The following is a 12,592-nucleotide window of genomic DNA, read 5'->3' as shown; positions in this document are numbered from 1 at the left end:
TACTCACTCCTACTAAGGGCAATCGCCATGCAACTCAGTCTCGACCAGGCAAAAGGGCTGTGCCGGATGGCGGCACTTGGCGCCGGCGCCAACGAGGAAGCGGCGCAATCGCTCACCGCCTCGATCATCGCGGCCGAGGCAGAGGGACTTGCAGCGGTCGGGCTCACGCATTTCATCGACTATCTCGAAGCGCTCGAGGCCGGGCGCATCGACGGCAATGCCGATCCAGTGATCACCCGGCCGGCGTTGGCCATCTATCTCTCGGATGCGCGCGGCGGGCTGGCGCATACCGGCTTCGACCGCACCATCGACGACCTCGCCAAGGCGGCAAGACTGTTCGGCGTCGCCATCTTCTCGCAGAAAAACGCCTACACCTGCGGGGCGCTCGGCTACTTCACCGGCCGGCTGGCCGCGCAGGGGCTGGTGTCCTTCGCCGCCACCAATGGTCCGGCTATCCTGGCCGGCTCAGGCTCGGTCAAGCCGGTCTACTGCACCAATCCGATGTCGTTCGCCGCCCCCGCCGCCGACGGCGCGCCGCTGGTCATCGACCAGTCGTCGAGCGCCACCGCCTTCGTCAACATCCGCAAAGCCGCCGAGGACGGCAAGAAGATCCCCGAAGGCTGGGCGCTGGACGCCAGCGGCAACCCAACCACAGATCCGGCGGCGGCCATGAAGGGCGCCATGCTCGCCTTCGGCGGCCAGCGCGGCGCCAACATCGCGCTGATGGTCGAAGTGCTGGCGGCCGGCCTGTCGGGCGCCAACTGGTCACTCGACGCGCCATGGTTCAGCGGCGGCCCGGACAGCCCCGGGACCGGCCTGTTCGTCCTTGCCGTCGAGCCCAAGCTGCTCGACCCGGGTTTCGAGCAGCGCATGAAAGACCAGCTCGACCGGCTGCGGCGCCGCTTCGGCGTTCATGTGCCCGGCCGCGGCCGCGCCGAAGCGGCCGAAAAGGCTCAGGCGCGCGGAATCACCGCGCCCAAGGAAGTGATCCAGCGAATCTCCGAATTCGCCGAACGCTACTCGGCCTGATTATTTTCCTTTCTTTTCAGTTAGTTAACTGGCCGGCCCCCGCCTGAAGCGCGGTTGTGCGCGTTCTTTTCGCGTGCGTTCTGAACCTTTTTGAGCGCCCGGGCGACCAACGTTTGTCCAGGGCAAGATGAGCTTGCCCGATCCAGACCGGGGAACAGCAAAATCAAATCGAAAGTCTGCTCCGCGTGAAAGGCATGCCCCTTCGCGTCCCGGAAAACCCAACCTCAAGTCAAAGGAAATTGTCATGACCAACACCAAGACCACCATGCTGACCGCCGTCCTCCTGCTCGGTTCCTTCATGGGCGCCACGCAGGCGGCCAATTTGAAAGTCGCACCGGTCAAGCCCGCCAATCCGGGCGTCATTACCGCGCCGAGCGGCGGCGCCACCGAGGACCACTACTGCAAGAACGGCCATGCGAAATTCGCCAACTGCAGCGCCGATTTCGTCGCCGCCTGCAAGAAGGTTGGTGGCACCATGTCGGATGTTCAGGGCTGGGGTGGGCGTACTTGCTTCACGCCCTCCTGATACCGTCTCAGGTCAGGCCGCTCGTCGGCCCCTGACACCTCATGATGTCATCCGGGAAACCCCGCTTCGGCGGGGTTTTCTGCGTTTGTCGCTCGCTGGGCCGAGACATGATCGATGCACTTGTCGCAGGAATACCGCGTCATACTTTTTCTTGGATTCGCGCGCAAAACAAGGATGACGCGACGACGCGTCACCCTTTGCCTTTGGCGCAAAACGGACTATGAAACGGCTCAGCCAAGCCATCTGGAACGCGCGCCGGAGCCCGCCATGACCGAAATCCTGCAGACCCCAAAGCTCGTCGTCGTCTTTGGCGGGTCCGGCTTTGTCGGCCGTCATGTCGTGCGGGCTTTGGCCAAGCGCGGTTATCGCATCAGGGTCGCCTGTCGGCGGCCCGATCTTGCCGGCCATTTGCAGCCGCTCGGCAATGTCGGCCAGATCCAGCCGGTGCAGGCCAATGTGCGCGTGCGCTGGTCGGTCGACCGTGCCGTGCAAGGTGCCGACCATGTCGTCAATCTCGTCGCCGTCCTGCATGAGAGCGGCCGGCAGAAATTCTCCGCCGTGCACGAATTCGGTGCTCGCGCCATCGCCGAGGCGGCGCGCTCCGTCGGCGCCGGGCTCACCCATATTTCAGCGCTCGGCGCCGATCCGGATTCCGAATCGGATTATGCGCGCACCAAGGCGCTCGGTGAAAAGGCCGTGCTGGAGACGATCGCCGATGCCGTGATCTTGCGGCCGTCGATCAATTTCGGGCCGGAGGACAGCTTCTTCAACCGGTTCGCCAATATGGCGCGTTATTCGCCGGTGCTGCCGCTGATCGGCGGGGGCCACACCAAGTTCCAGCCGGTCTATGTCGGTGACGTGGCGGAGGCTGTCGCGCGTTCGGTCGACGGCAAGATCGATCGCGGCCAGGTTTACGAGCTCGGCGGCCCCAACGTGCTCACTTTCAAGGAGTGCATGCAGGAACTGCTCACCGTCATCGAGCGCAAGCGCCTGCTGGTGCCGGTGCCGTGGTGGGTGGCAAACATCCAGGCCTCGATCCTCGGCCTGTTGCCCAATCCGCTGCTGACCAAGGACCAGGTGCTGCAGTTGAGCGAGCACAACATTGTTTCAGAGGATGCCACCAAGGCCAACCGGACACTGGCGGGGCTCGGCATCCAGCCGCAGTCGATCGCGACGATCCTGCCGAGCTACCTCTGGCGCTTCCGCGCCGCCGGCCAGTTCCAGCAGCGTAAGCCCGCGGTATAATCTCCAGACGCGTCGGCCCTCAGCGAGGGCGAGGCGTGACCCGCATCGGCAGACCGCCTTGCGGCTGCGTGGTCAATTTCTGTACCGGCCAGGGTTTCGTTTCAGCGGTCGCGTCGAAGCGGAAACGTGACAAGAGGATGGCGAGCGCGATGATCGCCTCTTGCATGGCGAAGCTGGCGCCGATGCAGACGCGCGGACCGGCGCCGAAGGGCAAATATTGGAAGCGGTCGATCTTTTCACGGTTTCCCGGATGGAAGCGTTCGGGCAGGAAGGCGTCGGGCCGATCCCACAGCTTCCTGTGGCGGTGAACGACCCACGGCATCACCAGCACGGCGGCGTGCTTGGGGATATAAAGATCCTTCCACATTTCCGGTTCGATCGGCTCGCGATTGATCGACGGCGCCGGCGGGTAGAGCCGAAGCGCCTCGTCGAAGGCGGCTCGTGTCAGCGGCATGGCGTCGAGCCACTTCGTTGGATCGGGCTCGCGCGCCAGCACCCGGTCGATCTCCTGTTCGATCCGGTCGCGCTCCCAGGGCGATTCGGCCAGGCAATAGAGCGTCCAGCCAAGCGCGCGCGCCGTGGTCTCGTGGCCGGCGCCGATGAAGGTGATGATATTGTCCTCGACTTCTGGGCGCGTCAGTCCGTCGGGGCCTTCGGCCTTGAGCAGCAGCGTCAGGAAATCCTGCGGCACGGCATCGGGGTCGCGCCTCAACTTCTCTTCGCGCATCTTGACCGTGTCGGTCACGATCTTGCGGAAATAGGCCATGGTCTTGCGGCCGCGGATACGGGTCAGCCGGGGCAGCCAGTCGGGCGCGCGCAGCAGGTCGAGCGGATCCACGCGGCCCATGGTTTCGAACAGGCGGTCGATCTCGTTGGCGAAACTGCCGGGCTCACCCGCGATCTCGCCGGAAAACAGCGTCTCGGCGAGGATGTCATAGGTGAGCAGCGTCATGTCATGGGCGATATCGGACGTACCGCCGGCCTCGTAACGGGTGACGAACTCCAGCGTCCGTTTCAGCATCGGCTGGGCAAAGCCGAAAATGTGGCGCGGCGTGAACACCGGCGCCATCGCCTTGCGCGACCGCTTCCACACCTCGCCCTCGGCCGTCAGCAGGCCGTCGCGCAGAATCGGCCTCAAGATTTTCTGGCGGACCGTCGCCATCTTGTAGTTCTTGGCGTTGTCGACCAGCACATGGCGGATCAGGCCCGGATCATTGGCGATGACCAGCGGCCCACCAGCGCCCTTGGCAGAAATCCAAGGTTCGTTGTAGGTCGGCTCGCCCCAGAGTTCGAGCGGGTTGCGATAGACGATGCGGATCATCTCCAGCGTCGAAGGCGGCGACGTGCGCGGCTTCGGGGCGGGAGGAACGAATGGGGCGGGCTGCGTGTCCATGAAGTGCTCCGCTGTTCCTATCAATGTAGTGGCTGGCACCTCGGGCGTCCATGTGACCGAACGGCAAACCGGACCCATGACGGCGGGAACGCCAGGGCGGACGGTCTGTTCATTCAATCGTGACCATTCCGTCAGGGGTCCAACCTTGCCCGCAGGAACCCTCTGCCGTAGTGACGGTCACCAAACTATACCACCCGGCAAAGGAGCCCGTCTTGAAGCACAAGCTGAGCATCATCATCGGCAGCACGCGGCCCGGCCGCGCCGGCCCGGTTTTTGCCGAATGGCTGGAGACGTTCGCGCGCGAGCATGGAAAATTCGAGCCTGTGCTGACCGACATCGCCGAGTTCAACCTGCCGGTCTTGGACGAACCGCATCATCCAAGGCTCGGCAATTATCAGAACGACCACACCAAAGCTTGGTCGAAGACGATGGATGCCGCTGACGCCTTCGTCTTCGTGGCGCCGGAATACAATTACTTCGCCGCACCCGCGATCATCAACGCGATCGACTATCTCGCCCGCGAATGGAAATACAAGCCCGCTGCGATCTTCAGTTATGGCGGTGTCTCCGGCGGCTTGCGCGCGGCGCAGGCGCTGAAGCCGCTGCTGACCTCGGTCGGGATCATGCCCATCCCGGAAGGTGTCGCGCTGCCGCTGTACCAGAAACTGCTCGACGAGAACGGAGCCTTCGATGCCAGCGAGCAAGTGCGGGGCGGAGCCAAGACCATGCTGGACGAACTGTTGCGCTGGAGCGAGGCGTTGAAACCGATGCGCGCTGCCTGAGAGAGCCGCTCTCAGCGGCTTGCTTGCGCTATAAGCCGAGGCGGTCGATTTCGACGAGGTGTCGCGCTAGGCCCTGAAGGTGAATTTCCTCGACCGAACGCTGTCGCAGGCCGCGACGCTGTTCCTGTCGGCGGGCGCGGCACGCGCCGACCTCAACTATGCGGCGGCCATCAAGGGCTATGAAACCGTGCTGTCGCTGTATGGCGAGGCCGGGCAGACCTCACTCAGCCCGGAACAAGCCGACCGCCACAGCCGCACGCTGGAAGAGCTCGGTCTGCCCTACACGACGGTCGGCAATGTCGAGGCGGCCGGCCGGGCCTTCACGGCCCTGTTGGCCAACCTCGAACAGCGGTCGCGTCAGGAAACCGATGCCAGCGTCAAACGCGATCTCGCCATCAGCCATATCAAGCTCGCCAACATCAAGATGGTGCAAGGCGACCTGCCGACCTCGTTCGACAACTATGAGACGGCCAGGAGCATGCTGCAGGAGCTGACCACAAGCGTATATGGCCAAGGATCCGAAGGCGGTTCTGACCAAGGCGCTGAACCAGACGCTCGAGCTCGACCGTACGGGCCGGCTGGCGCCCAGGGACAAAACTACCGTCAAATATTTGCGCGGCCTTCTGGCTAAATTCAACGCCCGAAAAAAATAGCCGGCTGCCGGCTCGGCATTTACGCCGGAAATGCCTGCAAACCTTGGAAAAACCGCCTTTAGCGCCTATATCTACACCATATCAGAGGCGCGATTCGGGGCCGATTTTTCGCGCTGTAGAAGCGGCATCTAGACAACAGGTTTTCATGAGCGATCAGACCGAGAACACAAACGGCGCTGAAGCCGAATACGGCGCCGATTCCATCAAGGTTTTGAAGGGGTTGGACGCCGTCCGCAAGCGGCCGGGCATGTATATCGGCGATACCGATGACGGCTCGGGCCTGCATCACATGGTCTACGAAGTGGTCGACAACGCCATCGACGAGGCGCTGGCTGGCCATGCCGACCTGGTTTCGGTGACACTCAATCCCGATGGTTCGGTAACCGTTATCGACAATGGTCGCGGCATTCCAACCGACATTCACCCCAGCGAAGGCATTTCGGCGGCCGAAGTGATCATGACGCAGCTGCATGCCGGCGGAAAGTTCGACCAGAACTCCTACAAGGTGTCTGGCGGTCTGCATGGCGTCGGCGTCTCGGTGGTCAACGCGCTGTCGGCTTGGCTGAAGCTCAAGATCCGCCGCAACGGCCAGGTCTTCGAGATGAGCTTTACCCACGGCAATGCCGATGCGCCGCTGAAGGCGATCGGCAGCTACGAGCAGGACAAGCGCCCGGGCACCAATGAGGGCCGCAGCGGCACCGAGGTGACCTTCTTTCCGTCGTCCGAGACCTTTACCATGGTCGAATTCGATTTCGGCACGCTGGAACACCGGCTGCGCGAACTCGCCTTCCTGAACTCCGGTGTTCGCATCGTTCTGACAGACGCCCGTCATGCCGACGTCGTGAAGCATGAACTGCACTATGACGGCGGCCTGGAAGAGTTCGTCAAATATCTCGACCGGGTCAAGAAACCGCTGATCGGGAAGCCCATCTCCATCAGGGCCGAGCGTGACGGCATCACCGTGGAAGTGGCGATGTGGTGGAACGACAGTTACCACGAGAATGTGCTTGCATTCACCAACAACATCCCGCAGCGCGATGGCGGCACCCATCTGGCCGGTTTTCGCGGCGCACTGACCCGCCAGATCACCGGCTATGGCGAATCTTCGGGCCTGACCAAGAAGGAAAAGGTCTCGCTGATCGGCGACGATTGCCGCGAAGGCCTGACGGCGGTGCTGTCGGTCAAGGTTCCCGACCCGAAATTCTCGTCGCAGACCAAGGACAAGCTGGTCTCGTCGGAAGTTCGTCCCGTGGTCGAGGGGCTAGTCAACGAAGCGCTCGGCACGTGGCTCGAAGAGCATCCGACCGAGGGCAAGGTGGTCGTCGACAAGGTGATCCAGGCCGCGGCGGCGCGGGAAGCCGCGCGCAAGGCTCGCGACATCACCCGCAAGACCTCGCTCGGTGTCACCTCGCTGCCCGGCAAGCTGGCCGATTGCCAGGAACGCGACCCGGCGAAGTCCGAAATCTTCATCGTCGAGGGTGACTCGGCCGGCGGCTCCGCCAAGGGCGGCCGTTCGCGCCAAAACCAGGCAATCCTTCCCCTGCGCGGCAAGATCCTCAACGTCGAGCGGGCCCGCTTCGACCGCATGCTCTCATCCGACATGATCGGCACGCTGATCACCGCGCTCGGCACCTCGATCGGCAAGGACGAATTCAACGCCGACAAACTGCGCTACCACAAGATCATCCTGATGACCGACGCCGACGTCGACGGCGCCCATATCAGGACCTTGCTGCTCACCTTCTTCTTCCGGCAGATGCCGGAGCTGATCGAGCGCGGCCACCTCTACATCGCCCAGCCGCCGCTCTACAAGGTGACGCGCGGCAAGAGCTCGCAATACATCAAGAATGAGAGCGCCTTCGAAGAATTCCTGATCGATTCGGGGTTGGAGGAAGCGTCCCTTACGCTCGGCTCAGGGGAAGTGCGGACCGGACAGGATCTGCACGGCGCCGTCGCCGATGCGCTTGCCGTGCGCCAGCTCATCAACGGCCTGCACACGCGCTATAACCGCGACGTCGTCGAGCAGGCGGCGATCGCCGGCGGGCTCAATCCCGAAATCTTCGCCGATCTTGGCCGCGCCAACGCGATGGCCGAGCGCGTCGCGCAACGCCTCGACATCATTGCCGAGGACACCGAGCGCGGCTGGACCGGCCGCATGTCGACCTCGAATGAGGGCATCGGCGGCTATGTCTTCGAACGCACCGTGCGCAGCGTCAAGGAATACGCCCATCTCGACATGGCGCTGATCAATTCCGCCGACGCACGCCAGCTCGATCGATACGCGCAGCGCCTCAGCGAAGTCTACGGGGCGCCGCCGGTGCTGCGCCGCAAGGAGGTGTCCGAGACAGTCTCGGGACCGCTGGCGCTGCTCAACGCGGTCTTCGCGACCGGCCGCAAGGGGCTGACCATGCAGCGCTACAAAGGTCTCGGCGAGATGAATGCCGAGCAGCTCTGGGAAACCACACTCGACCCGAATGTGCGTTCGCTGTTGCAGGTCAAGGTCAACGATGCGACCGATGCCGACAGCCTGTTCTCGCGGCTGATGGGTGACGAGGTGGAGCCGCGGCGCGAATTCATCCAGGACAACGCACTGTCGGTCGCCAACCTGGATATTTGAGGTTTCGTCCAGCCTTTTAACAGATTGGCATGGCTCGTGCGCGCGCCAATAATGAGGATGCGCCGGAACAGAAGGCCTTTGAAGACATTGTGACAGTGTCCATCACAATTTCTTGCAGGAGGCTTTCATGGGACGCGGCATTCTACTCTGGTTGCTCGGCATTCCGATTCCGATCATCATCCTCATTATGCTGTTCGTACGGTAGGGGGCGTCGATGCAGTCCACCCTATCGGCTGTCGACGTATCCGCTTCCACGGAATCGTCCTCCACCGCCGTCAGTTGGGGACCGATCATCGCCGGCGCTTTCGCGGCCTCGACGTTGACGTTCATCCTCATGTTGCTCGGCTCAGGCCTTGGGCTCAGCATGGTTTCACCATGGTCGGGGTCTGGCGCGTCGATCACCACCTTCGCGGTTTCCACCGCCGTCTGGCTGGTGATCGTGCAGTGGCTGTCCGCCGGTGTAGGCGGCTACCTTGCGGGCCGGTTGAGGACCAAATGGGTCGGCATCCACACCGATGAAGTCTATTTCCGTGACACCGCGCACGGGTTTCTCGCCTGGGCGCTAGCCACCTTGCTGGTCGCCGGCGTGCTTGGCTCGGCGCTTTCCGCCGCGATTGGTTCAGGTGTACAGGCCGCGTCCACCGTGGCCTCGGGAGCCGCCATGGGCGCGTCGGCCGGGGCCTCGGCGAATGCCAGCGGTGCATCGACCGACAATGCGACCTCCTATCTGGTGGATTCCCTGTTCCGCCCGGCCGATCCGGCCAAGCTCGCCGCCGCCAATCCTGCTGACGAAGCCGCGGCGGCCGGGCAGGCCTCGCGGATCCTGATCGCCGGCGCCGTCGCCGGCGACGTCTCGGCGGAAGACAAGACCTATCTTGCGCAATTGGTCGCCGCACGCACCGGCCTTTCCGAGGCTGATGCCAAGACGCGTGTCGACACGGTGCTGGCGAAGGCGCAGGACGCAAAGGTCAAGGCGAAGCAGGCGGCCGACACGGCCAGGAAAGCAAGCGCCACTTTCGCTCTTCTCGGCGCCTTGTCGCTGGTTATCGGCGCCTTCATCGCCAGTGCGGCCGCGGCGCTCGGCGGCAGGCAGCGCGATGACGAGGAAGCGGTGTTCCTGACCAACGGCTGAAGGCAGCATCACGCCAAAATTATAGAGCCCGGCATCGCGCCGGGCTCTTTCTATTCGACGGTCAAGATCGGCCAGTCAGTGATCCATTGCCTTGACGATTTCCTCGGTCATCTTCTTGGCGTCGCCGAGCAGCATCATGGTGCCGTCCTTGTAGAACAGCGTGTTGTCGATGCCGGCATAGCCGGAGCCGAGCGAGCGCTTGACGAACAGACAGGTGCGGGCCTTGTCGACGTCGAGGATCGGCATGCCGTAGATGGGCGACGACTTGTCGTCGCGCGCGGAAGGGTTTGTGACGTCGTTGGCGCCGATGACGTACGCGACGTCGGCCTGGGCAAACTCTGAGTTGATGTCCTCGAGCTCGAACACTTCGTCGTAAGGCACGTTGGCTTCGGCGAGCAGCACATTCATGTGGCCGGGCATGCGGCCGGCGACGGGATGGATGGCGTATTTGACGTCGACGCCATTGGCCTTGAGCTTGTCGGCCATTTCACGCAGCGCGTGCTGCGCCTGGGCGACCGCCATGCCGTAACCCGGTACGATGATGACCTTCTGCGCGTTCATCATCAGGTAGGCGGCATCATCGGCCGAACCTTGCTTGACGGTGCGCTCGATGCCGTCATCAGCCGCAGCGGCGGTCTCGCCGCCGAAGCCGCCGAGGATGACGGAGATGAAGCTCCGGTTCATGCCCTTGCACATGATGTAGGACAGGATCGCGCCCGACGAGCCTACCAGCGCGCCGGTGATGATCAGCGCAAGATTGCCGAGCGTGAAGCCAAGGGCGGCGGCCGCCCAACCGGAATAGGAATTCAGCATCGACACGACGACCGGCATGTCGGCGCCACCGATCGGGATGATCAGGAGCACGCCGAGCACCAGCGAGGCGGCAACGATCAGCCAGAACACCAGTTTCGATTCCGTGGTGACCAGCAGGACGATCAGTACGATCAGCGCCACGCCAAGCGCAGCGTTGATGACGTGACGGCCGCCGATCATGATCGGCTTGCCCGACATGCGACCGTCGAGCTTCAGGAAGGCAATGACCGAGCCGGTGAAGGTGATGGCGCCGATGGCGACGCCGAGGCTCATCTCGACCAGTGCCTGGGCATGGATGTCGCCATCCGTGCCGATGCCGAAGCTTTCAGGCGCATAGATGGCCGCGGCCGCCACCATGACGGCGGCAAGGCCGACTAGGCTATGGAAGGCGGCGACCAGCTGCGGCATCGAGGTCATGGCAATGCGGCGGGCGGTGACGGCGCCGATGCCGCCGCCGATGGCGAGGCCAAGCACGATCAGACCGAAACGGCCGGCGGACGGGGTTGCCAGCGCCAGCGTGGTGGCAATGGCGATGCCCATGCCGATCATGCCGTAGAGATTGCCCTGCCGGCTGGTGGTCGGATGCGAGAGGCCGCGCAACGCCATGATGAACAGGACGCCGGATACCAGATAGAGGAAGGAGGCGAGATTGACGGTCACGTCACTTGTCCTTCTTCTTGTACATGGCCAGCATGCGCTGGGTGACGAGGAAACCGCCGAAGATGTTGACCGAGACCAGCATCAGCGCGACGAAACCGAAGCCGGCGGCGACGCCGGAGGCCGCGATGCCGACGGCGAGCAGCGCACCGACCACGATGACCGAGGAGATGGCGTTGGTGACGGCCATCAGCGGCGTGTGCAATGCCGGGGTAACCGACCAGACGACGTAATAGCCGACGAAGATCGCCAGGATGAAGATGGCGAAACGGAAGACGAAGGGATCGATGGCCCCGCCCGACAGCGCGTGCGCGGCATCACCGGCCGCCTCGGCACCGCCTGGGGCATTGCCCAGGTTCTGCACCGCGAGCCGAACGGCAGCGCTTGCCTGGTCGAGCTGATCCAAGGCTTTCTGCAAGGTCTGGTCCATCACGCGGTCCCTTTCGGCTTCGGCGAGAGTGACTTGGATGCGGCTGTCTTCCCGGGCGCGGCCTTCCTGGGCGCGGCCGTGGCGTCGGCGACCATGGTCGTGGCCGGGATCGCGGCCGGCTCGATATAAGGCTGCTGGTCGGCCTTGGCGAAGGCGGGATGGACCACCTTGCCGCCATCAGTCAGCATGGTTGCCTTGACCAGATCGTCCTCGCGATTGATGGCAAGCGTCTTGGTCGTCTTGTCGACGAGCGTCTCGACGAAGGCGAACAGGTTCCTGGCATAAAGCAGCGAGGCGGATGCCGCGATGCGACCTGGCACGTTGAGATGACCGACGATTTTCACGTTGTTGGCCGTGGTGACGATCTTGCCGGCCTCGGCGCCCTCGACATTGCCGCCACGCTCGACGGCGAGGTCGATGATCACCGAACCCGGCTTCATCGAGGCGACCATCGCCGCCGACACCAGCTTCGGCGCCGGCCGGCCGGGGATCAGCGCCGTGGTGATGACGATGTCCTGCTTGGCGATGTGTTCGGCGGTGAGCGCCGCCTGCTTGGCCTGATACTCCTTCGACATTTCCTTGGCGTAGCCGCCGGCCGTCTCGGCGGCCTTGAACTCCTCGTCCTCGACCGCGAGGAACTTCGCGCCGAGCGAGGCGACCTGTTCCTTGGCGGCGGGCCGAACGTCAGTGGCGGTGACGACCGCGCCGAGACGGCGCGCGGTGGCGATCGCCTGCAGGCCAGCGACGCCGACGCCCATGATGAAGACCTTCGCCGCCGGCACCGTGCCAGCAGCCGTCATCATCATCGGCAGCGCCCGGTCGTATTCGGCGGCTCCGTCGATCACCGCCTGGTAGCCGGCAAGATTGGCCTGGCTGGACAGGACGTCCATCGATTGCGCGCGGGTGATGCGCGGCATCAACTCCATCGAGAAGGCGGTGACGCCGGCTTTGGCCAAGGCCGCGAGAGCCGCATCGTTGCCGTAGGGATCCATGATGGCGATCACCGCGGCGCCGGACTTGTAACTCTTCAGCTCGGCATCCGTCGGCCGGCGAACCTTCAGCACGACATCGGCCTTGGCGACGTCCGAGGCCTTGCCGACGACAGCACCTGTCTTGGCAAACTCTTCGTCGGGGATACGCGAGCGTGTGCCGGCACCGGCTTCGACGACCACGTCGAAACCCAGCGCCGTCAGCCGCTTAACCGTATCGGGCGAAGCCGCGACACGCGGCTCGTTCGCGTCAAGCTCACGAGGGATGAAAACCGTCTGTCCCACCGCATGATCCTTTCGGCCGGAACCTGTCTGCGCGAAGTCTC

General features: G+C 63.8%; 11 protein-coding genes. 7 read left to right on the top strand and 4 right to left on the bottom strand.

Features of this window, described 5'->3' with window-relative positions; genetic code table 11:
* Positions 1-27 precede the first annotated feature (27 nt).
* The 3 genes from AC3CB8_RS06480 to AC3CB8_RS06470 all read left to right on the top strand — a co-directional run bounded on the left by AC3CB8_RS06480 (position 28) and on the right by AC3CB8_RS06470 (position 2,800).
* Positions 28-1,029 carry an Ldh family oxidoreductase gene (locus AC3CB8_RS06480; RefSeq protein ID WP_352594915.1) on the top strand — a complete coding sequence of 334 codons (1,002 nt, stop codon included), beginning with the start codon at positions 28-30 and terminating at the stop codon, positions 1,027-1,029.
* A 244-nt stretch (positions 1,030-1,273) separates the two neighbouring features.
* A complete protein-coding gene (locus AC3CB8_RS06475; RefSeq protein WP_352552085.1) occupies positions 1,274-1,555 on the top strand; it encodes a hypothetical protein in 282 nt (93 codons plus the stop codon).
* A gap of 267 nt (positions 1,556-1,822) precedes the next feature.
* Entirely contained in the window at positions 1,823-2,800 is a 978-nt protein-coding gene (locus AC3CB8_RS06470) for a complex I NDUFA9 subunit family protein (protein ID WP_352552083.1), read from the top strand.
* A 19-nt stretch (positions 2,801-2,819) separates the two neighbouring features.
* On the opposite strand, the gene AC3CB8_RS06465 is transcribed toward AC3CB8_RS06470, so the two are convergent.
* Positions 2,820-4,193 (bottom strand): cytochrome P450, encoded by a 1,374-nt coding sequence (locus AC3CB8_RS06465; protein ID WP_352552081.1) that lies wholly within the window; start codon positions 4,191-4,193, stop codon positions 2,820-2,822.
* 212 nt (positions 4,194-4,405) lie between these two features.
* Here AC3CB8_RS06465 and AC3CB8_RS06460 point away from each other — a divergent pair, with 212 nt between their 5' ends.
* From AC3CB8_RS06460 to AC3CB8_RS06445, 4 genes are all read left to right on the top strand, one after another.
* Entirely contained in the window at positions 4,406-4,975 is a 570-nt protein-coding gene (locus AC3CB8_RS06460; RefSeq protein ID WP_023772421.1) for an NADPH-dependent FMN reductase, read from the top strand.
* Between the two features lie 79 nt (positions 4,976-5,054).
* Positions 5,055-5,606 carry a hypothetical protein gene (locus AC3CB8_RS06455; RefSeq protein ID WP_023792936.1) on the top strand — a complete coding sequence of 184 codons (552 nt, stop codon included), beginning with the start codon at positions 5,055-5,057 and terminating at the stop codon, positions 5,604-5,606.
* Positions 5,607-5,773: 167 nt separating this feature from the next.
* Positions 5,774-8,245, top strand: coding sequence for a DNA topoisomerase (ATP-hydrolyzing) subunit B (gene gyrB / locus AC3CB8_RS06450; RefSeq protein WP_352552076.1), 2,472 nt, complete (start codon positions 5,774-5,776; stop codon positions 8,243-8,245).
* Between the two features lie 214 nt (positions 8,246-8,459).
* Positions 8,460-9,377: a membrane protein gene (locus AC3CB8_RS06445; protein ID WP_023772417.1), complete on the top strand. Its 918-nt coding sequence runs from the start codon at positions 8,460-8,462 to the stop codon at positions 9,375-9,377.
* Between the two features lie 75 nt (positions 9,378-9,452).
* Here the strand turns inward: AC3CB8_RS06445 and AC3CB8_RS06440 are convergent, their stop codons facing one another.
* From AC3CB8_RS06440 to AC3CB8_RS06430, 3 genes are read right to left on the bottom strand one after another with little or no spacing between them, the layout of a single operon-like run.
* Positions 9,453-10,850 carry an NAD(P)(+) transhydrogenase (Re/Si-specific) subunit beta gene (locus AC3CB8_RS06440; RefSeq protein WP_023772416.1) on the bottom strand — a complete coding sequence of 466 codons (1,398 nt, stop codon included), beginning with the start codon at positions 10,848-10,850 and terminating at the stop codon, positions 9,453-9,455.
* Position 10,851: 1 nt separating this feature from the next.
* Positions 10,852-11,277 carry an NAD(P) transhydrogenase subunit alpha part 2 gene (locus AC3CB8_RS06435; protein ID WP_032922026.1) on the bottom strand — a complete coding sequence of 142 codons (426 nt, stop codon included), beginning with the start codon at positions 11,275-11,277 and terminating at the stop codon, positions 10,852-10,854.
* Positions 11,277-12,551 carry a Re/Si-specific NAD(P)(+) transhydrogenase subunit alpha gene (locus AC3CB8_RS06430; protein ID WP_023792943.1) on the bottom strand — a complete coding sequence of 425 codons (1,275 nt, stop codon included), beginning with the start codon at positions 12,549-12,551 and terminating at the stop codon, positions 11,277-11,279. The genes AC3CB8_RS06435 and AC3CB8_RS06430 overlap by 1 nt, the downstream gene beginning before the upstream one ends.
* Positions 12,552-12,592: the final 41 nt, after the last annotated feature.

Source organism: Mesorhizobium sp. P160927, from assembly GCF_057766385.1.
The sequence above is the reverse complement of the archived record's forward strand: the minus strand, read 5'-3'. Positions and strand labels throughout refer to the sequence as shown.

Bases quoted from the DNA above. Each gene is read 5' to 3' on its own strand.
- AC3CB8_RS06480 (WP_352594915.1), top strand. From the start codon at position 28: ATGCAACTCAGTCTCGACCAGGCAAAAGGGCTGTGCCGGATGGCGGCA.
- AC3CB8_RS06475 (WP_352552085.1), top strand. From the start codon at position 1,274: ATGACCAACACCAAGACCACCATGCTGACCGCCGTCCTCCTGCTCGGT.
- AC3CB8_RS06470 (WP_352552083.1), top strand. From the start codon at position 1,823: ATGACCGAAATCCTGCAGACCCCAAAGCTCGTCGTCGTCTTTGGCGGG.
- AC3CB8_RS06465 (WP_352552081.1), bottom strand. From the start codon at position 4,193: ATGGACACGCAGCCCGCCCCATTCGTTCCTCCCGCCCCGAAGCCGCGC.
- gyrB (WP_352552076.1), top strand. From the start codon at position 5,774: ATGAGCGATCAGACCGAGAACACAAACGGCGCTGAAGCCGAATACGGC.
- AC3CB8_RS06445 (WP_023772417.1), top strand. From the start codon at position 8,460: ATGCAGTCCACCCTATCGGCTGTCGACGTATCCGCTTCCACGGAATCG.
- AC3CB8_RS06435 (WP_032922026.1), bottom strand. From the start codon at position 11,277: ATGGACCAGACCTTGCAGAAAGCCTTGGATCAGCTCGACCAGGCAAGC.